Origin of the sequence: Vibrio sp. 10N.247.311.47, from assembly GCF_041467535.1 — a bacterium.
Taxonomy (GTDB): domain Bacteria; phylum Pseudomonadota; class Gammaproteobacteria; order Enterobacterales; family Vibrionaceae; genus Vibrio; species Vibrio crassostreae_C.
In genome coordinates this window covers 1-25,644 of record NZ_JBFSUR010000026.1, presented here as the reverse complement: position 1 = coordinate 25,644, position 25,644 = coordinate 1, and the positions used below count along the sequence as shown (strand labels likewise).

General features: G+C 43.8%; 26 protein-coding genes and 1 pseudogene. 13 read left to right on the top strand and 14 right to left on the bottom strand.

The window, feature by feature from the left end; all coding sequences use genetic code 11:
- Positions 1–283: 283 nt before the first annotated feature.
- From AB6E51_RS16865 to AB6E51_RS16855, 3 genes are all read left to right on the top strand, one after another.
- Positions 284–1,267, top strand: a complete 984-nt coding sequence (locus AB6E51_RS16865) for a GTP-binding protein (protein ID WP_102333495.1) — start codon at positions 284–286, stop codon at positions 1,265–1,267.
- 182 nt (positions 1,268–1,449) lie between these two features.
- Positions 1,450–2,736, top strand: coding sequence for a DEAD/DEAH box helicase (locus tag AB6E51_RS16860; protein WP_017062632.1), 1,287 nt, complete (start codon positions 1,450–1,452; stop codon positions 2,734–2,736).
- A 164-nt stretch (positions 2,737–2,900) separates the two neighbouring features.
- Positions 2,901–3,521, top strand: coding sequence for a LysE family translocator (locus AB6E51_RS16855; RefSeq protein WP_017062631.1), 621 nt, complete (start codon positions 2,901–2,903; stop codon positions 3,519–3,521).
- Positions 3,522–3,775: 254 nt separating this feature from the next.
- On the opposite strand, the gene AB6E51_RS16850 is transcribed toward AB6E51_RS16855, so the two are convergent.
- The gene (locus AB6E51_RS16850; RefSeq protein WP_017067452.1) at positions 3,776–5,803 is read right to left on the bottom strand and encodes a PhoX family phosphatase; all 2,028 of its coding nucleotides are present in this window, start codon (positions 5,801–5,803) and stop codon (positions 3,776–3,778) included.
- A gap of 254 nt (positions 5,804–6,057) precedes the next feature.
- Between AB6E51_RS16850 and AB6E51_RS16845 the strand changes: the two genes are divergently transcribed.
- The 6 genes from AB6E51_RS16845 (at position 6,058) to AB6E51_RS16820 (ending at position 10,425) form a co-directional block, all read left to right on the top strand.
- Positions 6,058–6,399 (top strand): YggL family protein, encoded by a 342-nt coding sequence (locus AB6E51_RS16845; RefSeq protein WP_017062629.1) that lies wholly within the window; start codon positions 6,058–6,060, stop codon positions 6,397–6,399.
- 266 nt (positions 6,400–6,665) lie between these two features.
- Complete coding sequence (locus AB6E51_RS16840; protein WP_017067451.1) at positions 6,666–6,806, top strand: hypothetical protein; 141 nt, start codon at positions 6,666–6,668, stop codon at positions 6,804–6,806.
- Positions 6,799–7,482, top strand: a complete 684-nt coding sequence (locus tag AB6E51_RS16835) for a spondin domain-containing protein (RefSeq protein WP_372058971.1) — start codon at positions 6,799–6,801, stop codon at positions 7,480–7,482. The genes AB6E51_RS16840 and AB6E51_RS16835 overlap by 8 nt, the downstream gene beginning before the upstream one ends.
- 9 nt (positions 7,483–7,491) lie before the next feature.
- The gene (locus AB6E51_RS16830) at positions 7,492–8,172 is read left to right on the top strand and encodes a spondin domain-containing protein (protein WP_017072230.1); all 681 of its coding nucleotides are present in this window, start codon (positions 7,492–7,494) and stop codon (positions 8,170–8,172) included.
- An 81-nt stretch (positions 8,173–8,253) separates the two neighbouring features.
- Positions 8,254–8,985: a response regulator transcription factor gene (locus tag AB6E51_RS16825; RefSeq protein WP_017067448.1), complete on the top strand. Its 732-nt coding sequence runs from the start codon at positions 8,254–8,256 to the stop codon at positions 8,983–8,985.
- A 66-nt stretch (positions 8,986–9,051) separates the two neighbouring features.
- A complete protein-coding gene (locus tag AB6E51_RS16820) occupies positions 9,052–10,425 on the top strand; it encodes a sensor histidine kinase (RefSeq protein WP_372140011.1) in 1,374 nt (457 codons plus the stop codon).
- A 48-nt stretch (positions 10,426–10,473) separates the two neighbouring features.
- Here AB6E51_RS16820 and AB6E51_RS16815 read toward each other — a convergent pair whose 3' ends face one another.
- Positions 10,474–10,938, bottom strand: a complete 465-nt coding sequence (locus AB6E51_RS16815; protein ID WP_017062624.1) for a hypothetical protein — start codon at positions 10,936–10,938, stop codon at positions 10,474–10,476.
- A gap of 158 nt (positions 10,939–11,096) precedes the next feature.
- A complete protein-coding gene (locus AB6E51_RS16810; RefSeq protein ID WP_017064490.1) occupies positions 11,097–12,026 on the bottom strand; it encodes a DMT family transporter in 930 nt (309 codons plus the stop codon).
- A 149-nt stretch (positions 12,027–12,175) separates the two neighbouring features.
- On the opposite strand from AB6E51_RS16810, the gene AB6E51_RS16805 reads away from it, so the two are divergent.
- Entirely contained in the window at positions 12,176–12,634 is a 459-nt protein-coding gene (locus AB6E51_RS16805) for an Lrp/AsnC family transcriptional regulator (protein ID WP_017062622.1), read from the top strand.
- 169 nt (positions 12,635–12,803) lie between these two features.
- On the opposite strand, the gene AB6E51_RS16800 is transcribed toward AB6E51_RS16805, so the two are convergent.
- Both AB6E51_RS16800 and AB6E51_RS16795 read right to left on the bottom strand, forming a co-directional pair.
- Positions 12,804–13,046, bottom strand: a complete 243-nt coding sequence (locus tag AB6E51_RS16800) for a hypothetical protein (protein ID WP_017062621.1) — start codon at positions 13,044–13,046, stop codon at positions 12,804–12,806.
- Between the two features lie 269 nt (positions 13,047–13,315).
- Positions 13,316–13,891: a hypothetical protein gene (locus AB6E51_RS16795; protein ID WP_102428556.1), complete on the bottom strand. Its 576-nt coding sequence runs from the start codon at positions 13,889–13,891 to the stop codon at positions 13,316–13,318.
- 96 nt (positions 13,892–13,987) lie between these two features.
- On the opposite strand from AB6E51_RS16795, the gene AB6E51_RS16790 reads away from it, so the two are divergent.
- Positions 13,988–14,662: an SH3 domain-containing protein gene (locus tag AB6E51_RS16790; RefSeq protein ID WP_372058969.1), complete on the top strand. Its 675-nt coding sequence runs from the start codon at positions 13,988–13,990 to the stop codon at positions 14,660–14,662.
- Positions 14,663–15,099: 437 nt separating this feature from the next.
- Here AB6E51_RS16790 and AB6E51_RS16785 read toward each other — a convergent pair whose 3' ends face one another.
- The 6 genes from AB6E51_RS16785 to napF all read right to left on the bottom strand — a co-directional run bounded on the left by AB6E51_RS16785 (position 15,100) and on the right by napF (position 19,741).
- Positions 15,100–15,237 carry a TIGR02808 family protein gene (locus AB6E51_RS16785; protein WP_372058967.1) on the bottom strand — a complete coding sequence of 46 codons (138 nt, stop codon included), beginning with the start codon at positions 15,235–15,237 and terminating at the stop codon, positions 15,100–15,102.
- An 11-nt stretch (positions 15,238–15,248) separates the two neighbouring features.
- Entirely contained in the window at positions 15,249–15,830 is a 582-nt protein-coding gene (locus AB6E51_RS16780) for a NapC/NirT family cytochrome c (protein WP_009845456.1), read from the bottom strand.
- Positions 15,831–15,859: 29 nt separating this feature from the next.
- Positions 15,860–16,321, bottom strand: coding sequence for a nitrate reductase cytochrome c-type subunit (locus AB6E51_RS16775; protein WP_102428554.1), 462 nt, complete (start codon positions 16,319–16,321; stop codon positions 15,860–15,862).
- A 125-nt stretch (positions 16,322–16,446) separates the two neighbouring features.
- Positions 16,447–18,936, bottom strand: a complete 2,490-nt coding sequence (gene napA / locus AB6E51_RS16770) for a periplasmic nitrate reductase subunit alpha (RefSeq protein ID WP_017062613.1) — start codon at positions 18,934–18,936, stop codon at positions 16,447–16,449.
- On the bottom strand, positions 18,933–19,238 hold the full coding sequence (locus tag AB6E51_RS16765) for a chaperone NapD (RefSeq protein ID WP_017062612.1): 306 nt from the start codon (positions 19,236–19,238) through the stop codon (positions 18,933–18,935). Before AB6E51_RS16765 ends, napA begins: the two co-directional genes overlap by 4 nt.
- Positions 19,239–19,261: 23 nt before the next feature.
- Positions 19,262–19,741 (bottom strand): ferredoxin-type protein NapF, encoded by a 480-nt coding sequence (gene napF, locus AB6E51_RS16760; protein ID WP_017062611.1) that lies wholly within the window; start codon positions 19,739–19,741, stop codon positions 19,262–19,264.
- Positions 19,742–19,994: 253 nt separating this feature from the next.
- Here napF and narQ point away from each other — a divergent pair, with 253 nt between their 5' ends.
- Both narQ and AB6E51_RS16750 read left to right on the top strand, forming a co-directional pair.
- The gene (narQ, locus tag AB6E51_RS16755; protein ID WP_372058966.1) at positions 19,995–21,725 is read left to right on the top strand and encodes a nitrate/nitrite two-component system sensor histidine kinase NarQ; all 1,731 of its coding nucleotides are present in this window, start codon (positions 19,995–19,997) and stop codon (positions 21,723–21,725) included.
- Entirely contained in the window at positions 21,712–22,344 is a 633-nt protein-coding gene (locus tag AB6E51_RS16750; protein ID WP_017062609.1) for a response regulator, read from the top strand. Before narQ ends, AB6E51_RS16750 begins: the two co-directional genes overlap by 14 nt.
- A gap of 169 nt (positions 22,345–22,513) precedes the next feature.
- On the opposite strand, the gene dcuC is transcribed toward AB6E51_RS16750, so the two are convergent.
- The 3 genes and pseudogenes from dcuC to AB6E51_RS16735 form a co-directional block, all read right to left on the bottom strand.
- Positions 22,514–23,881 (bottom strand): anaerobic C4-dicarboxylate transporter DcuC, encoded by a 1,368-nt coding sequence (gene dcuC, locus AB6E51_RS16745; RefSeq protein ID WP_016788598.1) that lies wholly within the window; start codon positions 23,879–23,881, stop codon positions 22,514–22,516.
- 466 nt (positions 23,882–24,347) lie between these two features.
- Positions 24,348–24,854 (bottom strand): hypothetical protein, encoded by a 507-nt coding sequence (locus tag AB6E51_RS16740; RefSeq protein ID WP_010430060.1) that lies wholly within the window; start codon positions 24,852–24,854, stop codon positions 24,348–24,350.
- Positions 24,847–25,551, bottom strand: a pseudogene (locus AB6E51_RS16735) (transcriptional regulator). Before AB6E51_RS16735 ends, AB6E51_RS16740 begins: the two are co-directional and overlap by 8 nt.
- Positions 25,552–25,644 lie beyond the last annotated feature (93 nt).

Below are 25,644 nucleotides of genomic sequence, written 5' to 3'. Positions count from 1 at the left end.
GGATGGATTCAGAAACAAAGTTTTAGTTCCTCGTTAAATGTTCAGGTCGATATTTAAGGCTTCCTGATTCGCGAACTCACGATTGAGTAACGAGGGTGAGGCGTACTGAGTAAGTACGCCTTTAGTTCGTCTGGAGCATCCCATTTCCTCATTCCGCTTCTACTGCTTTATCTCTTCTGATTATTTTCGCGCCAACCTCTATTAACGAATCTCAGTGTAAACAATCGATTGGGGTCAACTTTTTGGTGATTGAGTATATACTCCCTTAAAAAGGAGAACTGATATGACTAAAAAAGTTCCTACAAACATCATTACGGGTTTCTTGGGTGTTGGTAAAACGACAGCCATCTTGAACCTGCTAAAAAATAAACCTGAGAATGAAAACTGGGCTGTTCTGGTTAATGAATTCGGGGAAATCGGCATTGACGGTGCATTGATGACAGATCAAGGCGCTTTGATTAAAGAAGTGCCGGGTGGATGCATGTGCTGTACTGCGGGCGTGCCTATGTCAGTGGGTATTAATGCCTTACTTCGCCAAAAGCCAGACCGTTTATTGATTGAGCCGACAGGGCTTGGTCACCCTAAACAGGTTATAGCGACACTGACTTCCGATCAGTACACACCATATGTCGATTTAAAAGCGACGCTTGGTTTGGTTGACCCACGAAATCTGTCTAATGAAAAGTACACCTCGAATCAGAGTTTTAATGATCAACTAAATAGTGCAGATGTGATTCTTGGTACTAAGGTTGACCTTGTTCATTCTGAAGACATCGATGTGTTCAATGATTGGGTGACGGATCAAACGCCAGCAAAAGTCTTCCATAAGCTAATTCACGATGGTGAAGTGCCATTGGAAGTGTTAGACATTGAAAGAGTATACGGCAGTGCTTCCTCTCATATTGAAGCGCATCATCACGATCACGCTGAACAAGAGCCTCAATTCCAACTTCCTCCTGGTGAAGCTTTCATCCGTAAAGAGAATAAAGGACAGGGCTATTTCAGTTGTGGTTGGTTGTTTGGCGCAGAGCATAAGTTCGACTTCGATGCGCTATTCTCTATGTTGTCAGATCTAACGGCCGAGCGTGTAAAAGCTGTCGTGAACACCGACCAAGGTTGCTACGCATTCAATGTGGCGAATCAAGTCGTGTCTGTGAACGAAATTACGCTTGATGGCTTTGAATCTCGACTGGAAGTGATCGACTCGCAGCTCATGCCATGGGGCGATCTCGAGCAGATTCTACTCAAGCTGTGTGGCATCAAATAGCCCTGTTTTTGCTGTTTGAACCAAGGATCTTGGTGTTTACCTCGTTGAAGGCGGGATAAACACCAGATTAAATGAGAAAGTTTGCGTTATATCACGATAAATGTGAGATAAATCACTCTAATTACTTTATAGTGCTCGGCTGAAATAAGAATGTAGGCTGTCTGCTTAAGGAACCCGTAACAATGTCATTTTCCTCTCAAGGTTTTGCTCCTGAATTAGTCAAAGCGTTGACTGAGTGTGGTTATGAAAAACTCACTCCAATTCAACAAAAAGCGATTCCAATGGCTCGTAAAGGCCATGATATTTTTGCTACTGCTCAAACCGGTACGGGTAAAACAGCGGCATTTTCATTGCCTGTTATCCAACACCTTTTGAACAGCGGTAAAAAGGCGTCTAGAGGAACGGCTCGCGGCCTTATTCTTGCTCCAACTCGTGAGCTTGCTGCGCAGATCGCTCAAAACATTAAAGACTACGTTAAATACACAGATCTAAGTGTTTCTGCGGTTTACGGTGGTAACAAGATGTCTTCACAAGTTCGTCAACTAGAACTGGGTGTGGATATTTTGGTTGCAACACCTGGCCGTTTAGAAGAGCACTTAGAAGCGGGTAACGTGTCTATTGCTAACCTAGAATTTCTAGTATTTGATGAAGCTGACCGTATCCTTGATATGGGCTTTATCAATGCCGTTCGTAAGATCATGTTGGATGTAGAAACATCACCGCAAATCATGATGTTCTCTGCAACGACTTCTACTCAGTTAAACCAACTGTCTGTTGATATTCTGCGTAAACCAAAACGTATTAGTGTTGAGCGCGAAAACTCTACGGCTGCTACTGTTGGTCACGTGGTTTACCCAGTGGATCAAGAGCGTAAAACAGAACTGCTTTCTGAGCTGATTGGTCGTAAAAACTGGCGCCAAGTGCTTGTTTTTGTTAACTACAAAGAAACAGCGAACGATGTAGTTAAAGAGCTTAAGCTAGACGGCATTAAAGCAGTACTGTGTCACGGTGATAAAGCGCAAAGTGCTCGTCGTCGTGCTCTAGACGATTTTAAAGAAGGTAAAGCGCGTGTAATGGTAGCAACCGACGTTGCGGCTCGTGGTCTTGATATCGAAGACTTACCACACGTAATTAACTACGACATGCCTTTCCTAGCAGAAGACTATGTTCACCGTATTGGCCGTACAGGTCGTGCAGGTAAGCAAGGTCACGCTGTCTCTTTCGTTAACCGCGAAGAAGAGCTGACTGTCGTTCAAGTTGAAAAACTGATTCAACAGCGCATTCGTCGTGTTGAACAACCGGGTTATGAACCGAAGAAACGTGATGCTTACATCGAGAAGCTGAACACTAAATCGGCTTACAAAAACCGTCAGGGTCGTAAGAACAACGCGAACGAAGAGCCACAAGATCAAGCAAGCGCTGAACGTCGTTTGACTATGATGAAGCGAATTAAAAACCGTCGTAAGTAATTACGGTTGGTGATTGAAAAGAGCCACTGTTATGTGGCTCTTTTTGTTTGTATTGATCGCAATATTGTTTATTGTCATTACTGCTTCGTTTCAACCTCGCTTCATTTCAAGCCCGATCAAGAAACAAGAACTAATAAATAAAAACAAGTCGATAAGGTAATAATATGGATAGCGCACTACTTTGGGCTTTTATTCCCACGTTTTTCTTCGTGTCAATCACGCCCGGTATGTGTATGACTTTGGCGTTGACACTTGGAATGAGTGTTGGATACAAGCGTACATTATGGATGATGATCGGTGAACTGGCTGGTGTCGCTGTGGTTTCTATTGCCGCGGTATTGGGTATCGCTTCGATCATGTTGAATTACCCATGGCTATTTACGGGCTTTAAATTTGTTGGTGCGGGTTACCTGTTTTATTTAGGCGTTCAGATGTGGCGTTCGAGAGGCAAACTGGCGATCAGTACTGACAACCAAACAACAAAAGTCAGCAATGATTGGGACTTGGTGGTTCAAGGTTTTGTCACTGCAATTGCGAACCCAAAAGGCTGGGCGTTTATGATTTCTTTGCTGCCTCCTTTTATTAACAGCAATAAAGACTTAGCACCGCAGTTACTCATTCTCGTGTCGATCATTCTGGTTTCTGAGTTTGTTTGCATGACTTTATACGCGACCGGCGGTAAGAGCTTAAAACATATGCTCGGCAAGGCGGATAACGTTAAGTTGATGAACCGTATTGCTGGTACGTTGATGATGGGTGTTGGTGTGTGGCTGTTCGTGAGTTAATTCTGAAAAGCGATAACGGTTAGAGATCTCCGACTCAGTCGTCCCTCCTTCTCGAGGATGACTAGAGCTTGGTATGACGAGCTCTTTGGATGATGATAAGTTTTTAAGGCTTGGTTCCTTACTTAAACCGAAGAATGCATAGAATATAAAAAGAGCAATAGGGCATTTGGCCTTATCGCTCTTTTTGATTTTACTGAGCTAGCGAACAGAAACTAGATAACAGAAATGTTTCTGATCTTAGCTAGATTTGCGTATTAAACCGCGATTTCACCGCCGTCTTCACGACGAATCACAACCGTAGATGCTCTTGGACGAACATTGCCTTGAGTTTGTGCTGTTGCATCTTCAGACGATGGCCAGTTTGCCGGGTGTTGAATGTTCACAAACAGTGATTTGAAATCTGGGCTGATGGTAAAGCCAGTCACTTCACAACCGTTTGGACCCACAAAGAAGCGTTTAAGCTGTGCTTGGTTGTTTGCATCAATCACCGCACTGTTGCCGTTGTCATCCGTTAACTGAGATGGAACCACTGCCAGCATTTGGTCATTGGTGTAGCCAGTGACTTCGTCTGCGCCGTTATCTGTCTGAATCCACAAGATGCCACGAGCATCAAACGCTAAGCCGTCAGGGCTCGCGAATTGGTTCATGTCTGTTAGACCAGAGCGGTTAATAGACTTGTCTTCCACTGCTGGTGAACCAAATACGAAGATATCCCAATCGAACTCGCCTGCCGTTTTGCCTTCATCCCAACGGATAACATGACCGAACTTGTTGTCTACGCGAGGGTTCGCAGAGTTCGCTTCTTTACGCTTGTTGTTATTAGTCAGCGTTAGGTAAGCCGTACCCGTCATTGGGTCAACAGAGCACCATTCAGGGCGATCCATTGGCGTTGCACCAACAAGGTCGGCAGCGCCCGCTGTATTGATGATAAGCGCTGCTTGAGAGTCAAATGAATCACCTAGCTTGCCGCCGTTTGTAGTCTTGCTGCCCAACGTTAGTGGTAGCCACGTACCTGAACCGTCATCGTTGAACTTAGCCACATACAGCGTGCCTTTATCCATGTACTTGTCACCCGCACTTAGGCGATTACTCGGTTCTGCGTCACGCGGGTCCCATTTCTCTTCAGAAACAAATTTGTATAGGTATTCAAAGCGAGAATCGTGACCAGAGTAGAATACGATTGGCTCGCCTTCGGTCAACTTACCAAACGTACAGCCTTCGTGACGGAAACAACCCAGTGCAGAACGTTTCTTAGCGCGAGAGTTTGCTGTGTATGGGTCTATTTCAACAATGTAGCCGTGACCGTGTGCTTCGTTACGGTAATCGTCCATTGCTGACTCACCTGTTGGTGTTACGTCAAAGCGAGCAAATTCGTCTAGGCGTTCTTGTTTGTTACCTGAAAGCGTGTCCCAACCGTAACGTGTTTTGTCAGTAGCGATACCAATACGTTCTTGCGCTGGTGTTGTCTCGCCTTTGTTAACGAAATAACCCGGCCAGTTTTCTTCACACGTTAGGTAAGTGCCCCATGGTGTGTAGCCATTACCACAGTTGTTCAACGTGCCACGAGCTTGGCTGCCGTCTTGTGAGAACTTGGTTTTGGTAAATTCACTGTGAGCAACAGGACCAGACAGATCCATTACGGTCGCGCCTGTGTAGCGGCGGTTAAGTGGATCGTTATCGACCATCACCCATTGGTTGCCTTCAAGTTTTACACGAACCACACTCACGCCGTGTGCGTTGATCTCTTTACGTACTTCATCAAGGCTAGGGCGGTTGCCTTCATCGTATGTAGGACCATTAGCGTGCAGTGCTTTTTGGTCGATGTATTCGTGATTAATCACCAACAAACCGTCGTTGCTGTTGCCATTAAGCGGGAAGAAGTGCATGCCGTCGTGGTGCATGCCCAGTGAGTTTGCTTGATCTTGTGCGTTGTTGGTTCCATCTTTTAACCAAGCATTGCCTTGCTTGTTAAGTGGAGTACCCCAAGGAACCAATACTTGTGCTGTATAGCCTTTTGGCACAACGACACTGTCTGTCAGTGAGCCTTTAACCGATTCGAATGCAAGTGTAGCAGTGCTTTTTTGCGGTGCGCTAGATGATGCTGTCGCCGCGTGCGCTGTGCTGTGGCCTGCTAAACCAAAAGCACCAAACGCCGTCATTGCACTGATGCCTAAACCGCCTTTGAGAACATTTCTTCTTGAAAGGTTCGCATCTAAAACTTCTTCGAAGGGTTTGTTTTTGCTCTTATTAAAACGAGTGCTATCAAATGTTTCCTTGCTCATCTTTACTGCTTCCTATTGGCTGATTTTATTATTCGTTATTCATGACTTACCCACCTACTAACTAATTGGTTAATAAGTTGGGTCAATGTGTGACTAATCGTGAAGCAGTTAAGTGACAGATTTTTATAGATTTGATTAAGGTTTTGTTTCTGTAGCACGATTTTTGCCATTAACACCCTTGTGTAATACAAAACTCTTGGGGATTGATGTGGAACTGTGTATAAATGCTTTATCAAACGAAAAGAGAGGCAGTTATGAAATTAGATAAAATCGAAAACAAAAATCGTCGCCTACGCAAAAAGCTATACCTAGGTGAATTCGCGATTCTGGGTTTTGAAGTAAGCTGCAAGACATCGATTACTGATTTTGATCAATACGATGTGTTCATTGATGAGTTCATTGATTTCATCGACAGCATCGGTCTGTGCTTTGGTGGCGGCGGCCTTGAGCTGTTTGAAGGTTTCTTATGCTCAATTGAGCGCTACCGTTCAGTAACAGAAGCAGAACAACTGCAAGTTGCTCAATGGCTTGAAGCTCGTGCTGAAGTAAGCAAAGTGGAAGTTAGCGAACTGATTGACGCAAACTACGCGTTCTAATTTGATGTTGTGTTGTTAGCTCGATTGAAAGGCCAAATACGGCTTAGGAAAGAGTAACAACAGTACGCTAGAATAAAGGCCGAATCGTTAAATCGATTCGGCCTTTTTGCGTTTTATTCGTTCCATTTCTATTCTTTATCTTCTTTTCTATCCCTTCTGACGTAAATGATAAATTGATATTTTTCGATTAAATATTAGTACTTTATCGCTATTTTTATTTGCAGTAATAAGTTTGGATAAACTTGTGAGAGTTTTATGAGAATTCAATGAAGTTGCTGATAGATTTGATCGTCATTCTTAGAGTCAACAACACCACAGTTCGTTCTGGCAAAGGTAACGGTATATCGCTGTTATTCGTTTTGTTGGCAACGATAGGACTCGATAAAGGATGGAATCAAAATGAATAAACGTACTCAAATAAGCTTAGTGATCAGCTCGGCTATGTTGGCCTTCGGAGCGGCTCAAGTTCAGGCTGCTGAGCTTGAAGTCACTGTCACTAATGCAACGAAAGGGATCTACTTTACGCCTATCTTAGCGGCGGCTCATGACTCAAGCTTGTTCATGTTTAGAACGGGTGAAACGGCTTCTTCGGAACTAGAGTCCATGGCCGAAGGTGGCGATATTTCAGGTTTATCTGGTGTCATTGCCAACGCGGGAGGCGTGGTGGTTGAGAACTCAGCGGCCGGCATCCTCAATCCAGGCGTCGCAACTACGTTTGATATCAGTACTGGTGATTTAGAGTACCTATCATTGGGTGCAATGTTGCTGCCGACAAACGACGGCTTTGTTGGTCTAGATAGCTGGAAGATCCCAACTCAAGCGGGCACCTACAAAGCGACTCTAAATGGTTATGACGCAGGCACAGAAGCCAATGATGAGCTGGCGGGCAGTATGCCGAACCCTCCATTCATTACCTTTGGCGCTGGTGGCACAGGTGTAGAAACGGCAGTATCAAACGCTAAGGTTCATATTCATCCAGGTAACATTGGTGATGGTGATGCGGCGGGCGGCATCAGTGACCTCGATAGCAGTAGCCATCGATGGTTAAACCCTGTTGCAACTATCACCATTGTTGTGAAGTAAGGGGGGTGTATGAAAGCTAGAATTCTATTTATCGCTGCATCAGTAGCTGTGTTAGCGGGTTGTCCGGACGATGACGACGATTACTATCGCTATGATGTGAGTGTTACTAACCTCACCCCCAATCAACCAATGTCACCACTCGCGGTGTTGACTCACAATACGAATTTTGATCTGTTTGAAGTTGGGCAAAGTGCCTCTGTCGATCTGGAATACTTGGCGGAAGGGGGTAGTAATGCACAATTGCTTGCGCTCAGTGACAGTGACGCCAATGTTTATCAAGGCATCTCAGGCAATGGACTGATTCTTTCAGGTGAGCAAGACACGGTGTCGATTCGTGTCGACCCAAATCAAGAAGGGTATATCTCAGTTGCTTCCATGTTGGTGAACACCAATGATGCGTTTGTCGGCGAATCCGGATTATCGCTCAAGTCATTAGCGGTGGGTGATACCTTTACCATGAACATGAATGTTTGGGATTCGGGAACTGAGCTGAACGATGAGCTTGCTGCAACCATTCCGGGACCAGCAGGCGGTGGTGAAGGTTTTAATACCACACGAGACGACACCGATATAGTGAGTTTTCACTCTGGCGTAATCAGCCAAGATGATGGCCTTACGACTTCTACTTTAAGTGCAAATCATCGTTTCCTTAACCCCGGTGCAAGAATCACCATTACTCGAACTCAGTAACAGGTTGAAAGCACGATGAAAGAATTCCTGCTCTGTTCCGGTCAATTGAAAGGTGGGCGGACTCAGAATAGAGCAGGGATCATGAATAGTGCTGCGGTAAATTTGATGGCAAACATATTGTTGGTTGAAGACGATGATGACTTGGCTGAACTGGTGCAGATGCATCTTAAGTTCCAAGGGCATAACGTAATCAGAGCTAATGTGATTGAAAAGGCTCAGGCGCTCTATAAAGAGGGTCATTTCGATTTGATCGTACTGGATCGTGGCTTACCAGACGGTGACGGACTCGATTTCTGTCGAATGTTGCGTCAGCAAGAGGATTGGACGCCAGTACTCATGCTAACCGCAAGAGACGCTGAGTTAGATAAGGTGTCAGGCTTAGAAGCCGGTGTTGATGACTACATAACGAAACCTTTCAGCGTTCTCGAGTTTCAAGCAAGAGTGAGGAACGTGCTTCGCCGTTTAAGCCATGTCGAATCAGCGACTCAAGAGGTTGTGACAGCAGAATCGATTATGAATTTTGGTGTGCTCACTATTCAACCTGAACGCCATCAGGTGTCACTCAATAACCAAGACGTACCGCTGACAGCTACCGAGTTTACCTTACTTCATTTCTTAGCAACCCGCCCGGGGCGTGTGTATAGCAAAGACGAGCTGCTCGATCATGTTTGGAATACTCATCACTCTGGCTATCATCATACCGTGTGTAGCACAGTCAACCGTCTAAGAACCAAGCTTGCGATGCCGAATAGTGATGATGATTTCATTAAAACCGTTTGGGGTGTTGGTTATAAGTTTGAGTCGAAAGCTTAGGCCTATGTGTCGCGTCCGAAGTTTACTAAAAGACCAGTAACACCTAAGAGCCATCGAGGAGAGAACATGAGTTTCAAATCGCGTTTAGTGTTGTTCACCAGTTTGTGGTTTCTGCTCGTGAGTGTGGTGATTGCTTATACCTATAATTGGCAAAAAGAGACCATAGAACAAAGAACTAAGCAGAGCTTACACAAAGAGCTCGCGGTTCATATGCGCGATGATAACCCTCTGATGATAGGGACTGACTACAACCCCAAAGCCCTTAAATCCATATTTCATACCTTGATGTTGATTGGTCCCGATTTCGACATTTATTTTCTCTACAGCCAAGGAAATATCACGACGCATGCTGCGCCAGAAGGCACTGTGTTGGCAAGCCAGATAGACTTAGCACCCATTAGACAATTTTTAAATGACGAGCCTTATCCGATTCTTGGCGAAGACCCTATCAATCCTGATTCTCGTAAGGTGTTTTCCGTTGCTGCGATTGAAGAGTTGGGTTCAACAGTTGGGTATCTGTATGTGTTGATTGGCAGTAATCGCCATACCGTGATTGCTAATTCGCAAGTCGACACACCTTATATGGCGCTAGCAGGACTTATGCTGATCTCTATCTTGGGTTTTGCAGTTGGGGCTTATCTATTGGTTAAACGTAGCCTGTTAAACCCAATAGAAGCAGTAACCAACAAGCTGCAACAACAAGCAGAGCAAGATTTTCGATTGGACCCGAACTTCATTCATCAAGTACCAGAATTGGTGCCGATTGCACGCTCGTATCAGTTGATGGCGAAGCACATTCAACAGCAATTTTTGCAACTTGAATATCAGTCGTCACATCGAAGACAAAGCTTATTACAGCTCAGTCATGATTTGAAAACGCCATTGTCGAGTGTATTGGGGTATCTAGAAACGTGGAGGATTCAAAACCCACATTCGGATCCACTCATAGATGTGGCATATCGCAATGGCAACAAGTTATCTGAACAGCTCCATTCGCTGTTAGATAGCGCCAAGAATGATAACCCGGTACCCACATATCAATACGCTTCAATCGATTTCAATGGGCTGATGAGCGAATGCTTAGAAACGATACAAAGCAAATATCGCCATAAAAATGTTGAGTTGAACATTAATATGCCTATTGGAATCAAGGCTGTGGGTGACAGTGATCTGCTTGAGAGGTTGATTTTGAATCTGTTAGATAATGCATTGAGGCATAGCCCAAGTGGCACTGTGGTGTCGTTAGATGTTGGTTTTGAAGCGGATTCCAAACGGGTGAAGGTGGTGATTCATAATGAGGTTGAACTGGAAGCGCCGAATGGTTCTTTGGGAATAGGAACCAAGATCGCGCAGTCGATACTGATGTTACATCACAGCGTGCTAGAAACAACAAAGGCAGAGAACTCCTTTCAGCAAAGCTTTTATTTGCCTTCGGTATAGCTCTGTCTGCCTTCGTTTAGCTCGATGTATACTTACGTAGAACTAACGTTAAGCGTCTTTACTGTCTTCGTTGCCTTCGTTCACTTTCGCGTAGAAGTGAAGTAGCTCAGTTAATTCTTTAACCCAGCCAAACGCATCTTTAGGTGCGTTCTTTAAGATCTTTTCTACTTTCTCACAGTGCACTTCGATTGCGATTGCTTCTTCAAGGTTGAAAGAAATTGAGTAGAAGTGCCAAAGCAGTAGGCGAGTCATTCGCTCGATGTTCTGTTGCGAGTTATCCGACTCTGAGAAGGCTAGGTTTACTTCACCAAGCGCGATAGCTGTCATTCGAAGCATTGCGTCAAATTTCGCTGATTGCATGCGTTCTTCGCTGGTGACTTCTTCTTGCTCGAACGTAAACAATTCCGTCATTGCATCTTCAGGTACAAGGCGATGAATCATTCTTAAACTAAATTCTTCTAGTTCATGGCGAGGCATGGTGATTAAGCAATTTAAGGTGTAGTCGCGTTGCATGGTGTTCTCTTGGATCTGCAAAAAGGTCGGACAGTTTAATGGAGAAGCGAGTTTAGAAAAAGCAGATTTTAGATAAGCCTGCGTTGGCAGGCTTATCTGTGTACTACAAGCCCTAAAATCGATGCTTAGGGGAACTGTATTTAGGTTTGAACGCAGTATCAGGCTTTGCTATGGCTTGGCGGTTGGTACTGCATCGACTGGTCGTTTCTCATGAATATGTTGCTCGCGACCAAACTGCCGATGCAAATAGAACCAAGGGCGAGCCAAGTCATCGCATCAGGAATCTCGTTGAATAGTGGGATCGCCAACAAGGTCGCCACTGCGGGTGTTGCACTGCCAAAAGCGGCAGAGCGTTCAGCCCCTAAGGTATTAACCGCATAAAGGTAAGTGAACGCAGCGATTAAACCCGCCCCAACGCCTTGCACTGTTGAATGAACGGCAAGCTCCGTGAAGGGCCAATTAGCGATTGGTGTGTCCATTAGGTGGCTTGGGAGGGTTCCAGTCAGGATTAGGACGAGTAAAAGCAAAGTAGAACAGAGAGAAATAAAACCGGCACTGACTAACGCATTAAGATTAGCGACACGGGCTGAGATGGTGAACATCGCCCACATTAAGCTTCCGCATAAAAACAACAAATGACCTTTGGTGTATTCGAAGTTGAAGCTGCTTAAGCTACTCCCTAAAAACAACAGTATGCCGAGCAAAACCAAACCTAAACCAACAACACGATGTCGGCTGAGTGGCTGCTTAAAAAAGAGTACCGCAATTCCTGTAACGAACAGAGGAAGCGTGCCCGGAACAAGAGCACTGCCATGAGATACCGGAACAAACTGCATGGCCGTTCCGGCAACAAGCAGATAAGGTAATCCGCTACCTACGAACATACCCGTTAGATACCGTTTAGGGACGACGGCAATTGCGCTGCGTGCTTTCCACATCAAAGGCAATAACACCAAAGCCGGTATGAGAAATCTTGTGAGAGCGATATCGGCAGGTGTTAAATCTGAATTTGCGCCGCCTTTAAGAGAAAGAAAAAAGCTCGCCCAAATGAGTAGGGTGACAGTAATAGATAAGTAGCCAAGATTCATAATATAGAAGGAGAGTGGGTGATGACTCATTATGGAACAGTTGGTGTGCCACAGGTTGGCAAGTTTTGGCTAAAATTGAACTATCGTTGATGATTTCTGCTAATATTCACCAAATAATTAACGGATTTAACTAATGTTTGGCATTTACTATGGATAGAATTGATAGGCATCTTCTCGAACTGCTACAAAAAGATGGCAGGTTAACCACGGCTGAACTTGCTGATGAAGTGGGTTTATCACCTTCGCCTTGTGCAAGACGAGTCAAAAGGCTAGAAGAAAAGGGCATTATTGACGGTTATCGTGTGAGCTTGTCACGAGAACAAGTCGGCATCGCAATGAGTGTGTTTGTTGAGGTGAGCCTAAACAACCACCAAGAAGTGTCGATAGATAAGTTTGAGGCGGCTGTTGTAGAGATGGAAGAGGTGATCAGTTGCCACGTTGTATCTGGGGCTTATGACTATTTGCTAGAAGTGGTTAGCCCGAACTTGATGGCCTACGAGGCATTTACAAGAAAACTTCAAAGGCTCTCTAACGTGAAAGATATTCATACCCACCTTGCGATAAGACAAGTAAAAGGCAATGCACCACTGCCAATTTATACCGATTAAGCCAAACTCTGAGCAGTAACACGAAGGCAGAATAAGCTGAAAACGAAATGGTTTACTCCTGAAGTAGAAGCGCGGTCAATATCAAAAATCATCCATTAAGTGTCAGGCTTCAGGCAATAAAAAACGGAGCACCTCGTGAAAGGTACTCCGTATATGATAGGTGCAAAACTTAGTGATACTTAAAGTTAGAGATTGAACAATCCCCAGTTTGTGCATTAATTCTGAATGAAAAAGCATGTGAATGATAATCCACGCCGTCATTCCAAATTGTCTCTCCAAATATCTTACATAGCTCTAGCTCACTTACTGAACCGAACTCTTCCATGTGTTTAGCTACAGATAAAAGTTTACCTCTTATCTCTGCAGTCCATTCCGTGTTACTCAAGCAGTTGAAAGCCATAGTCTTTTGCATATTACCTAGCCAAAATGTTTCTTGTTATTAAGTTATATGAAGATTCATGATAACAATTTTCTGGCGTTTGTAAATCTATTTTGTGATGAATATCTCACATACTCGCTTGCATTGGTCGGAAATTGAACCTCATTGTTGATAGATAGCACATTACTTTCACAACCTATTGATAAAGCTTTGATTAACGAGTTCTTAGAATATTATGAATGGGATTGAGCATATTTATCGGAAAAGTCCAGTCGAACGAGTGAGAGAATCTAATGGTGATTTCAGTTTGATGCACCGTTTGCTGGTTGGTTTATGTGGCGGGCTTCGTCAATCATCGTCGCTTCTCTGCGGTATTTTGAAGACAGCTGACGGAATTTTTCACTGAGTGTATGGAGATCTTGGGAGAGTGATTGTGAGCTTTGGACGTGCACCTGCGCGCTTTCTGCCTGGCGTGGGAGTTTTGCTTTGGTGCAGTGTTTGGCGACGGCTTGCCATGAATACGCTAGAGAGTCAGCGCCTTCAAGTTCACTAGACACAAAATACGCCTGTTGTAGCAAAACCTCGGAGACGTCATACGCGGTATTCATATGACTATTGAGCTGCACATTAAACCTTTCTTCGTACTTTGCCCAAAGCTCAATGATCTGCTTTTCATTAAAGTGTTTAGATAACAATGTCTGTGACTCATAGGTTGAAAGAACTTGGTTGAACTCTTTGGTGTACTGACTATAGCGACCTTCAAAAGAGAGCTGACGATCCAACAGTGTTTGCCAGTTTTCACGGTCACAATGATTCGCTAGAGCGACATTGGCACTCAAAGTTACGCTTACAATGATAACTTTCCCCCAAAAACTCATGACTTTCCTCTACTTACCGTGCGCTCTACTGAGAGTATAGATGAGCAGCAGCATGAGTTGATGTACACTTGAGACATACCTATAACGGAAGAGCTGGTGGATTTGATGAAAAAAGCGCTGATCGCTTTACTTGTGTTGTTGATATTGGGCGGAGCGGCATACTACTTCTTAGTCATGAATAAAGCACCAATCCCACAAGAGAAAACGGAAGAGCCGGCGTTAGAAGCTACCGAGCAATCTGAATCTGACCTCGTACCCATCATGGATCTTCAGCCTGAACCAGAGCAGACGGAATTTTACGTTTTGGAGAGAAAGCTAGAAGTGGTCGAGCAACCTGAAATTGATGGCTTGATAACGGATTACCTCTACAAAGGGGAAAAGGTGGAGGTACTCGAGAAACAGGGAGAATGGGCTCGTATCTCAGACTATATTGTCCTTAAAGATGGCGGCCCACAGACGGCGGAATGGGTCTCTATGTCAGGCTTATCGAATGATGAAGTCATTATTTCGGAAAAAGAAAGCAAAGAGATATTGGATTCCTATTTGGTTAAGTCTGATGATCTCAAGATCCATCAAGAAAAATTCCGTAATTCGGTGGCTAAACTGATCTCTGAGGGGGAGTGTGCCCCAAGTGATTTTGAAGAATTAGGCGGATGGGTGAAATCTGTTAAGTACAGCAATCGAGATGTATATTTTATTTATTGTGGTGGGTTGTCCCTTGAAAACAAAATTTATCTTGATGTAAATACAAATGAAATATTTACGAAGTAAAAATCGCCCCATTTTAAGTGTTGGACGTATTAATATTCTTTAGGGTTACCGTTCATAAGTAAAATTTTTGAAATCTTACTTTATCGCAGAGTGGGCTTCTTTATTGGCACCTCATTATATTTAATCCGATATAAGCAGTATCTGGCTATTCCGTTTAAACAATGGGTCTACAGTTTTTATGATATGAGAGTATTGTTGTCGGGATTCCGTAAAGCAGGTGCTGCCGATTCTTGATAAGGAAGATGTCGATAAAGAGAACGTCGATCCAGAAGCTTCGGAAAACCAAGCTTAACGTTTTGCCTCTTACTTAACAGTAGGAATACCTTAACAGTCGAAATACGAAGCACCAGACAATAAAAAAAGCCACTGAAATCAGTGGCTTTTTCGTATCAACTCATATCAGAATTATCTGGTAGAAGTTGATGGAATCTCGATTGTTAATCGATTTCTTTGTCTTTACCCAGAGATAAAATCCAAAGAGATACGGCTGCAACACCTGCAAAGCCACCAAGAATGATAACTGGCATAGCGCTGTAACCTAGGATGTGCCAAATTACGCTTTCTAAAGTACTCATTCAATCGCTCCTTATTGCCAGCCTTCAACGCCGTGCATGTCTGGTAGTTTGTGTGCAATACCTTTGTGACAGTCTACACACGTTTTTTCACCAGAAGCTAGCGCAGTCGAGTGTTGTTTCGCACTACGGGGGCTCTGCTCTGAGAAGTCCATGTAATCAAACTGGTGACAGTTACGACACTCAAGTGAATCGTTCTTCTTCAATCGAGCCCATTCGCGTTCCGCTAGGTGAGCACGACGTGCTTTGAACTTTTCTTCAGTATTGATGGTTTTCGCAATAAAGTGTGCGTATAGCTCTTTAGATGCTTGAACCTTACGAACAATTTTATCTGTCCATTCATGAGGAACGTGACAGTCTGAACAGATAGCACGAACACCAGAACGGTTAGAGTAGTGAATTGTCTCTTGGATTTCAGCAACGATAGGTGCGTGACAGCCAGAACAGAATTCTTCCGTGTTGGTTGCCTCCATACCCGTGTTGAATGCACCCCAGAACAAAAGACCACCCGAGAAACCCAAGAACAAAACAACGCCTACGGCTGCTTTGCTTGGTGTCGCAAGTCTTTTCCAAAACGCTTTAAGTAATTTTATCATATATAGCCTCTCTTACAGTCCGGCTACGATTAACGCAGTGAATCTACAGGTTTGAACTCGTTCTCAACTAGTGGATTAGCATTAGCTTGAGGTACGTGACACTGTAGACAGAAGTAACGACGAGGTGATACGTCTGCAAGTACCGCATCTTCACGGTTCATGTAGTGAGTTACACTCACTTTAGTAGCACCCATTTCTTTTGCGTTTTTCCAGCTGTGGCAAGAAAGACACTTGTTAGCGTTAAGAGAAACTTCATAGCTACGAATAGTATGAGGCACTAGAGGTGGTTGGTATACGTAGTCACTCTCAAGTACTTGGTCACGAGGGAACTTTTTGAAGTCATCTGCTGCGCGAGTTGCTTCAAGTTCACTTGCACCACGTAGAGATTCTACGCCACCAATGCCGCCTGGGTTATCCAGTTCAGCTTCAGCTTGAACTGCACCAGCTAGCAAAAGACCAGCTGATAGTAGGGCAGTAATCAGTTTTTTCATGGTTAATTTCTCCGCCTAAAGGCTAATTCTTTGAGTGGACTACTTCTTTCAAAAAGTAACGAAAAAAGCAGTCGCAATATTAAAAACGTCAGATCTACGAGCTAAGTGGTAAGAACATATTGTCCTTAAGCGACCTTAGTGATCTTAACTGGACACTTCTTGTAATCCGTCTGTTTAGACAGAGGATCCGTTGCATCCAAGATCAACTTGTTGATCAGAATTCTTGCATCAAAGAATGGTACGAATACCAAGCCTTGTGGTGGACGGTTACGACCACGAGTTTCAACACGAACGCGTACTTCACCACGTTTGTTTTCGATAAGAACTTCATCACCACGGCGAAGACCACGAGCTTTAGCATCAGCAGGGTGGATGTAACAAAGTGCATCCGGTACTGCTTTGTAAAGTTCTGGTACACGACGAGTCATAGTACCTGTGTGCCAGTGCTCAAGAACACGACCTGTACATAGCCACATATCGTATTCATCGTTTGGTACTTCAGGTGGCGCTTCGTATGGTGCATTGATGATCAGTGCTTTACCATCTGGTTTGCCGTAGAAGTCCCAATCAGAACCTTTCTTAGCATATGGATCTGAACCTTCTTTAAAGCGCCATAGTGTCTCTTTACCGTCAACAACAGGCCAACGTAGACCACGAACTTGGTGGTAGCGATCGTATGGTGCTAAATCGTGACCGTGGCCGCGACCAAAGGCTGCGTATTCTTCGAATAGACCTTTTTGAACGTAGAAACCTTGAGCTTGTGCATCGTCGTTAAGCTCTTGAGCTTCAGACAGTGGGAATGCATCAACGTTGCCGTTTTTGTAAAGCACGTCGTACATGGTTTTGCCACGGTACTCAGGCATTTTCGCAACCAGTTCTTCACCCCAAACTTCTTCAATAGTGAAGCGCTTAGAGAATTCCATGATTTGCCATAGGTCAGACTTAGCTTCACCTACAGTTTTCACTTGTTGGTACCATGCTTGTGTACGACGCTCTGCGTTACCGTAAGCGCCTTCTTTCTCAATCCACATTGCTGTTGGAAGGATGAGGTCAGCCGCTTGAGCTGTTGCCGTTGGGTACGGGTCAGAACATACAATGAAGTTATCTGGGTTACGGTAACCTGGCAGACGTTCAGTGTTGATGTTTGGACCCGCTTGCATGTTGTTGTTACACATTACCCAGTAAGCGTTGATTTTACCGTCTTTCAACATACGGTCTTGAAGAACAGCGTGAGCGCCGGGTACCGGTGGAATGGTGCCTTCTGGAAGTTTCCAGATATCTTCTGCAATTTTACGGTGTTTAGGGTTAGCAACCACCATATCGGCAGGTAAACGGTGAGCGAATGTACCAACTTCACGCGCTGTACCACACGCTGACGGTTGGCCAGTTAGTGAGAATGGGCTGTTACCTGGAGTAGAAATCTTACCTGTAAGAAGGTGGATGTTGTATACAAGGCTGTTCATCCATACGCCACGAGTATGTTGGTTCATACCCATAGTCCAAAGTGACATTACTTTGATGTTTGGATCGGCATATTGCTTAGCCAGCTTGATAAGGTCTTCTTGAGATACACCTGACATTTCAGACGCTTTCTCAACTGTGTATTCAGCAACAGACGCTTTGTAGTCTTCGAAAGAGATAGCAGTCATTTCGCCTGAGTTAGGGTTTGCGGCTGCTTTCTGTAGTGGATCATCGTCACGCAGACCGTAACCGATGTCTGTCGTTGCTTGCTTGAAGTTCGTGTGCTTGTTCACGAAGTCCCAGTTAACCGCATCGTTTTGGATGATGTAGTTTGCGATGAAGTTTGCGATCGCAAGGTCAGACTGAGGGTTGAAGATGTAACCCGTGTCTGCAAGCTCGAAAGAACGGTGGTAGTAAGTAGACAGTACGTTTACTTTAACGTGTGGGTGGCTTAGACGACGGTCTGTAATACGAGTCCATAGTACTGGGTGCATTTCTGCCATGTTTGAACCCCACAGTACGAATGCGTCTGCGTGTTCAAAGTCATCGTAACAACCCATTGGCTCATCAATACCGAAAGTGCGCATGAAGCCTACTACAGCAGAAGCCATACAGTGACGAGCGTTTGGATCTATGTTGTTTGAACGGAAACCCGCTTTCATCATCTTAACGGCTGCGTAGCCTTCCATTACTGTCCATTGGCCTGAACCGAACATACCAACACCTGTTGGACCGTTCTTCTTCAGTGAAGCTTTCCATTTCTCAGCCATCACGTCGAACGCTTTGTCCCAAGATACGGGTGCGAAATCACCATCTTTATGGAACTCACCATCTTTCATACGAAGAAGAGGTTGTTCTAGACGGTCTTTGCCGTACATGATTTTTGAAAGGAAGTAGCCTTTAATACAGTTAAGGCCTTTGTTTACAGGAGCTTCTGGATCGCCTTGAGTCGCAACCACTTTACCGTTTTGAGTACCTACTAGTACTGAACAGCCCGTACCACAAAAACGACAAGGCGCTTTATCCCACGTGATTTTTGTTTGATCAGAGCTAGCGATCAGGTTGGTTGCTGTTGCCGGTAGTGTTACACCTGCAACGGCTGCCGCTGATGCAGCTGCGTTTGCTTTCACAAACGCACGTCTTGTCATTTTCATACTTCACCCTCAAGTTGAGAATTGTTACTTCCAGTTTCTAAATCCGTTTCGTCGAGTCCAGTTTCGATTTGGTGATAAACCAAAGCTGTCCCCAAAACGTTCTTAATGTTGTTTATTGCTTCGATGGTGTCCGTTACAAAACCTTGGTTTTCAGTTTCTAGGACCACGATGATTTTGCCTTCAGGGCTATCTCCGTAGATTTCAGCGTTATCGAATTGATCGATCTCCGCTTTGATCTCATTTAGATGCTCAGGGCTCACATGCACGACTAAACTTGATATATGCACTTCATTTAGTGCCATAAATTGCTCTCGTTATTTTTGTTTTATGCATTACTCACAAGAATAGCCGAAGTAGGGCAAATTGCTACGCAGGCGCCACAACCGCTACACTCATCTAACTCGATTTTTGGTAGAGCAACACTGCCTGCTCTAAGTTCAAATTGAATGGCCATAGGTTCACACATGTCACCACAGCTTCGGCATTCAACATTTTGTTGCGCTAAACACTTATCAGAGATTTGTGCTTTTGCTTGCCAAGGCTCTCCTTGCTTTGGCTTAAAAATGGGTTCGGGACAAACATCTGCACATTGATAGCAGAACGTACACTCATCAATAGAGAAATCTACAGTGGGAAAACCACCATCGCCTACAATGATTATCTTAGTCTCACAACTCTCGATGCATTTACCGCAGCGAGTACAGTCATCTGTAAAGCTTTCTAGGCTGTCAATCCAAGGCAAACGAATCTGGCTTGAGTCAACTTTTCGTCTTGAAAAAAGACGGCGTTTTGATAGATCTACCACTAGATACCTATAGATGTTACTAAGATGTTGTAATTGTAGGTCATTATTCTATTAATATCTTGTAATGAGTCCTCACAAGTAGTGTAGTTTTAGAAACAATTGTATAAATACCCCCTAAGGGCTAATTGGGGGCATATATTGTCTTAGATCAATAAATTACGGAGCGAGTGATCACATATTGAATGGAGCTATGATTTTTGATGTGTGACAATACGATATCGCTGGCAAGTCATTTATCAATAGGAAGGCACTTTTGCTTATAAAACCGGTTTCATCTGTAACAAGTACGATAGCAAAATCTTTGCTCTCTATACTGCTGTTGTCGGTTGCTACGACTGGCTTTGCCATCTTTACTTTGGCTTCAAGTTTGAATGATGCGGAAGCGGTTAACGTGGCCGGTTCAATGCGAATGCAAAGCTACCGTTTAGCCCATGATATTCAAATAGAATCTGTCGATTATGAATCTCATATTCGTGAATTCGAAAGTTCTCTTTACTCGCCATCCATGACTAATTTGGTCAGTTGGAATGTTCCGACAGACATCACAGAAGATTACTATTTAATTATCGGCCGTTGGCATGAGCTAAAACAGGTCTTGAATAGCGAAGAGCGCGATCACTATCTCGTGTTGGTTGAAAACTTCGTAGCTGAAATCGATGGCTTCGTTTATAAGCTGCAAGAGTTCTCTGAAGACAAGTTAATAAAGTTAGCGTGGGCTGGTGGTATCGGCCTTGGTGGGATTCTGGTCATATCTCTTTTTGTTGTTCACTTTGTACGTAAACAGGTTGTTAAACCGCTACATGCTCTTGTCGGTGCGAGCCAAAGAATCAAAAACAGCGACTTCGAGGTAGAACTCAAGGTGACCAGTAACAACGAAATGGGCATTTTGACCAAAACCTTCAACTCGATGGCCAAAGATTTAGGCGTGCTTTATCGAAACCTTGAAGATGTGGTAGATGCAAAGACGATTGAGCTGCAAAATGCGAACCAGTCGCTGCAGGCACTTTATAACTCGTCACAAGAGCTCACGGTGACGCGTATTGCTCCTGAAAACTTCCGAGCTATCTTGCAGCATCTCGTGAGCTTGGAAGGGATTGGATCACTGAGGCTCGAGATTGTCGATAACTCAGGCCGTTCATTGATTATGGATGAAGGTTACGATTCGAATTTAGACTACGAAAAGTTTGAGATGAAACTCGACGATAACGAACTTATTCTCGGCTATTTATACTGTTCATATCACCACGGGCACTCAACTAAAGCTCTGATCGAAAGCTTCATTCAACTGCTATCGAGAGCGATCTACTACAATCGTGCTCAAAAGAAAGCTGAACAGCTTATTATCATGGAAGAGCGTGCCACGATTGCACGTGAACTCCACGATTCATTGGCTCAATCACTGTCGTACTTGAAAATTCAAGTTACACTATTAAAGCGTGTGATTGGCAAACTGCCAGAGCAACAGCACCGAGAGCAATCTGAACAAATCGCGTCTGAGATCGGAAACGGCTTAGCCGACGCTTATACCCAGTTAAGAGAGCTACTCACCACATTTAGGTTGACCATTAAAGAGGGCAACTTTGGAGACGCCTTAAGTACCATGCTTGAGGCGCTCAGCGAGAGAACCGATGCGAAGATTAACCTCACTAATAATCTCTCATCGATCGAGCTTGATGCGCATAGTCAGGTTCACTTGCTTCAATTGATTCGTGAAGCAACAATAAATGCAATAAAACACGCCAATGCCGACTTGATAGATGTATGCTGTATCGATGAGGACGGTGAAGTATTAGTCGTGATAAAAGATAATGGAGATGGCTTTGACTCAAGTAGTTCCAAGTTGAACCACTACGGGATGAGCATTATGCAGGAGCGTGCGGCAAGACTGAATGGCGACTTGACGATTGAAGCGGCGCAAGGTGAAGGCTGTACAGTCATATTGAAATATAAAAGTTTGAAGGAAGTTAAAGTTGACGATTTGTAAAGTAATGCTGGTTGATGATCATCCATTGATGCGCAGAGGTATAAGCCAATTACTGAGCTTTGAAGACGAATTCGAAGTGATTGCAGAAGCAAGTAACGGCACTGAAGCGGTTGCTCTTGCTCATGAAGAAGAACCTGATTTGATCCTTTTGGATCTCAATATGAAGGGCATGTCTGGTTTAGATACCTTGAAAGCACTTCGCACTGACGGTTCTAGCGCAAACATTGTTATTCTAACGGTTTCTGATAGCCCTGCAGACATTGAAGCGATTGTAAAAGCAGGCGCTGATGGCTACTTGTTGAAAGACACTGAACCCGATGAGTTAATTGAACTGCTTAAGCAAGCACACAGCGGTGACAAGGCTTACAGCAGTGTGGTTGCTCGTTACCTAAATGATGCTGGAAGCCGCAATGATATCTTCGAACAACTGACTGAACGTGAAATGCAGATCCTTCAAGAAGTCGCGAAAGGTTACCGTAATAAGCAGATCGCCGATCACCTGTTTATTTCTGAATCGACAGTTAAGGTACATATGAAAAGCTTGTTGAAAAAGCTGCAAGTGCCTTCCCGTACCGCTGCAACGGTTCTGTATCTAGAACGCTATGGTGAAATGAAGTAGGGCTTGGTCCTTTGAGATAACACTATTTCAAGCCTGACTGTTTATACATGTCTCGATAGTTTTGACGATGTGAGAAAGTGACATTAAAAAAGGCGCTGAACTTACTAAGTTCAGCGCCTTTTTATTAGGGCATTTTATATCCAAATAATCATGTCTGTTTTACTGACAATTAAGCTGCCATTGGTACTAGAACAAGCGTACCGAAGATCACCGTGATAAGACCACAGATTACTGGTACTGAAGTACGTTTAACGACTTCAAACGGGCTGATTTTACCCATGCCAGAAGTCGCTACAATTACACCCGAAACAGGAGAAATTGTACGGCCTAAGTTAGACGCTTGAAGCATTGGGATGATTAGGAACGCAGGGTTCAAGCCCATTTTCGCAGCAAGTGACGGAGCCAGTTCTACGAATGCATAGAATGGCGCGTTACCAGAACCTGTCGCGATAGCAGCAGCAACTGTTAGACCAGTCAGGATAAGCATTAATGCGATACCGCCAGCGCCAGCTGATTCAGCAAGGCCGATTAGGTTATCAATTGCACCGATAGACATTAGGCCCTGAGCAAATACACCCGCCGCAACCAACAGCATTACTACGCCTTTAAATGCTTCGGCCATACCTTGGTAGCAAGAATCTAGGTCTTCTAGTGTTTTTTCGCCGTCAAACTTCTTCACAACGTAATCGATAACAGCGCCCACGAAAATTGAACCTACTACGATGGTGTAGATATCAAGTGAAAGGCCCGGAATGGTACGACCGTTGAATAGAAATACTCCAAAAATAGGTAAGAATGGAAGAGCAGCATAAAAAGCCGGCGCATTCGTTTCAATTTCTGAAACGTCTACTTTTTCCATTGGCGTGTTTTCTTTCTTATCTAGGTATTTGTTCCAGAAGAAAGCCGCACCCGCCATCACGATGATCGCACAGATAGAAACAGGCAGTACCGTTTGAACAGCAAACACATCAAGAGACATACCTGATTTTTCTGCTGCGATAACCACATCACCCGACGTTGGTGAAAGAATGATTGCTGCAGGTGATGCACAAACCGCCACCGCTGCTGGACGAGAAATACCCATTGCCGTCATCATTGGGAATAGGGTCGCCATCAATAGCACGCCAAGGCCTGTTGCAGAACTTACTGCTAGAGACATTAGACACGCTACGATGTAAGCCGCAACAAGAAGTACGTATGGAGATTTGATAGCAGCAAGCGGTTTAGAGAATTGTTTTACTACCACATTGTTTGCGCCGATATGCGTCATGTAAGAAGCAAAGCCACAAAGAAGCATGATTTGCATGCCTAGGCCGCCTCCACGGTACTGAAGCATGTACTTAACGAATTCTAGTGAGTCGGTAACCATGTTACCTGTTGAAGCGACCTTAGCGGGTAAGACTGTGTGACCTATAAGGCCAGTAATAAGAAGTAGGGCAAGGCCAGCTGTCAGTAATACACCTGCCGCTTTATAGCCTTTCACAATAAAGTAACCAACAGCGATAGTAATCACTAATCCGATCAAGAGCTCTAACATAGAAATCTCCACAAAGTTTAAAAAAATATAAGAAAGTGTTTCAGAATATGACAATGAATGTACAGAAAACTGCACTGTGGCACGAGGCATAGTTGAGGTTGATATGATCTAAGACAAACATTTTCTTTGATGTTAATTGTGGTTGTAAATCATGAACAACTACTGTTGTTTAGATGTTAATAAACAAATTATCTATCTCAATAGAATATAACTTGGATCACCTTTATAGTGAGGAGTTGTATACAAAGGTGTGGATTTATAAATCTATGACTTTTGGAGCCTAACGTGCAGAACTAAAAAGAAGTGTGTATTTTTACATGATATCGGATTAATTTATGAACTGATGCCTACTGGGAATGGAAAGTTAAGTAGGCTTCAGCGAGAGTTGAATTGATGTGGAAATGCATAGCTCCTAACGTATTGGCTTAAGTACAGCTACTGACCGAAATAGTTGATAGTTAAACGATTAGTTAATGTTCAATTCAGGATCTGCATTCGAGTAAGTGGGCAGGTCGGCGCATATCACTTTTTTACAGAAGTGAATCATTCCGCGCTGAGTGACCAATAATAATTCATCATTATTTAGTGGGATATAAGCCATGGCATCTGAAGAAAGCACTGCACCTTCACTGATCATCACCTTTTCGTAAAATGTGAGCTCTCTATTTGGTATGATTTGTTCATGTTGAGTCTCGTCTAAAGAAATGTCGTGTTGGGTTACCACGTAAGTACCTGACGACGCAAAGCCAGCTTCTTTCGTAGAGACATATAACAATTCATAGCTGTTATTCTTCTTAAACTCGATATTAACGGCAGCTTGATTATAAATGACTTTTTCTTGTGGGTTGACCACCGAGGCTGTGTTGGATAAATAATGCCCTTTAAGATAACTTTGAGGAATAAAGGTTGTCATCCATCCGGCCATAATACCGATTATGGCGATTGCAACGAAGATCTGTTTTTCTTTATTCACAAGTCACTCCTTTAAATTCACTTGGGAAGCTCAGAGATTTTCCTGAATTATCGATGATGATTTTTTTTCCCTTATATTCGTAAAGCGTCACGTTGAATAACTCATTAAAAGTGAACTCGTCGGATTCGATTTTACAAGAGATAAAATATTGACCCACGAGATCTTCGCCTAGGCTATTTCTATCTAAATAAGAAAACAGATAATGGGATAAACCTGCAGCCACTACAAATAATGCAACCAGTGCTAACACACTGTTTGTTTTTTTCGTAGCGGCCGTTGTCTCGGTTGGTCATCTTTCTGGCGCTGTGTTGTCTTCAGGTTGTTTCGTTTCTTGTATTGGTTGCGATTGAACTATACGCAGCGCGCGTTCTTTGTCTTGTGTCACTTGTCCTGCAAATCGGTAGCCTTTACCGCGCTCAGTGACGATGATCATCCCCCTCTTATCTTCTAACGCTTTTCGGCAAATCTAGATGGTTTGCATTAGGCTGCCATCTTCAACGTAGATACCTTTAGACACCCACACTTGTTCAATAAGAACTTGGCGCGTGATCACCTCATTGGGTCTCGAGATAAAAAACTTAAGTAGCTCTGATTCGTTAGAACCTATTGGGTACGTACGACCTGTCTTAAAGTGATGGATTTCACTCTCTTCTAAATTGACCTGTATATCATCATTGATAATAAATTCAGCAGACATCTGGGTTCTCATTGTTATAAGCGTTCTCACTTAAATATCAGGGCAAGATTACGAAGCCCCTTGCCCTGCAAGGACTTGCGAAAGGTAAGCGTT

What these genes read in the sequence shown, in the direction of transcription:
- dcuC (WP_016788598.1), bottom strand. Translation starts at nt 23,881, where the DNA reads ATGTTAGAGCTCTTGATCGGATTAGTGATTACTATCGCTGTTGGTTAC.
- AB6E51_RS16825 (WP_017067448.1), top strand. Translation starts at nt 8,254, where the DNA reads ATGAATAGTGCTGCGGTAAATTTGATGGCAAACATATTGTTGGTTGAA.
- AB6E51_RS16805 (WP_017062622.1), top strand. Translation starts at nt 12,176, where the DNA reads ATGGATAGAATTGATAGGCATCTTCTCGAACTGCTACAAAAAGATGGC.
- AB6E51_RS16785 (WP_372058967.1), bottom strand. Translation starts at nt 15,237, where the DNA reads ATGAGTACTTTAGAAAGCGTAATTTGGCACATCCTAGGTTACAGCGCT.
- AB6E51_RS16820 (WP_372140011.1), top strand. Translation starts at nt 9,052, where the DNA reads ATGAGTTTCAAATCGCGTTTAGTGTTGTTCACCAGTTTGTGGTTTCTG.
- AB6E51_RS16830 (WP_017072230.1), top strand. Translation starts at nt 7,492, where the DNA reads ATGAAAGCTAGAATTCTATTTATCGCTGCATCAGTAGCTGTGTTAGCG.
- napA (WP_017062613.1), bottom strand. Translation starts at nt 18,936, where the DNA reads ATGAAAATGACAAGACGTGCGTTTGTGAAAGCAAACGCAGCTGCATCA.
- AB6E51_RS16775 (WP_102428554.1), bottom strand. Translation starts at nt 16,321, where the DNA reads ATGAAAAAACTGATTACTGCCCTACTATCAGCTGGTCTTTTGCTAGCT.
- AB6E51_RS16850 (WP_017067452.1), bottom strand. Translation starts at nt 5,803, where the DNA reads ATGAGCAAGGAAACATTTGATAGCACTCGTTTTAATAAGAGCAAAAAC.
- AB6E51_RS16800 (WP_017062621.1), bottom strand. Translation starts at nt 13,046, where the DNA reads ATGCAAAAGACTATGGCTTTCAACTGCTTGAGTAACACGGAATGGACT.
- AB6E51_RS16860 (WP_017062632.1), top strand. Translation starts at nt 1,450, where the DNA reads ATGTCATTTTCCTCTCAAGGTTTTGCTCCTGAATTAGTCAAAGCGTTG.
- AB6E51_RS16815 (WP_017062624.1), bottom strand. Translation starts at nt 10,938, where the DNA reads ATGCAACGCGACTACACCTTAAATTGCTTAATCACCATGCCTCGCCAT.
- AB6E51_RS16765 (WP_017062612.1), bottom strand. Translation starts at nt 19,238, where the DNA reads ATGGCACTAAATGAAGTGCATATATCAAGTTTAGTCGTGCATGTGAGC.
- AB6E51_RS16840 (WP_017067451.1), top strand. Translation starts at nt 6,666, where the DNA reads ATGAAGTTGCTGATAGATTTGATCGTCATTCTTAGAGTCAACAACACC.
- AB6E51_RS16845 (WP_017062629.1), top strand. Translation starts at nt 6,058, where the DNA reads ATGAAATTAGATAAAATCGAAAACAAAAATCGTCGCCTACGCAAAAAG.
- AB6E51_RS16810 (WP_017064490.1), bottom strand. Translation starts at nt 12,026, where the DNA reads ATGAATCTTGGCTACTTATCTATTACTGTCACCCTACTCATTTGGGCG.
- AB6E51_RS16865 (WP_102333495.1), top strand. Translation starts at nt 284, where the DNA reads ATGACTAAAAAAGTTCCTACAAACATCATTACGGGTTTCTTGGGTGTT.
- AB6E51_RS16835 (WP_372058971.1), top strand. Translation starts at nt 6,799, where the DNA reads ATGAATAAACGTACTCAAATAAGCTTAGTGATCAGCTCGGCTATGTTG.
- AB6E51_RS16780 (WP_009845456.1), bottom strand. Translation starts at nt 15,830, where the DNA reads ATGATAAAATTACTTAAAGCGTTTTGGAAAAGACTTGCGACACCAAGC.
- AB6E51_RS16855 (WP_017062631.1), top strand. Translation starts at nt 2,901, where the DNA reads ATGGATAGCGCACTACTTTGGGCTTTTATTCCCACGTTTTTCTTCGTG.
- AB6E51_RS16795 (WP_102428556.1), bottom strand. Translation starts at nt 13,891, where the DNA reads ATGAGTTTTTGGGGGAAAGTTATCATTGTAAGCGTAACTTTGAGTGCC.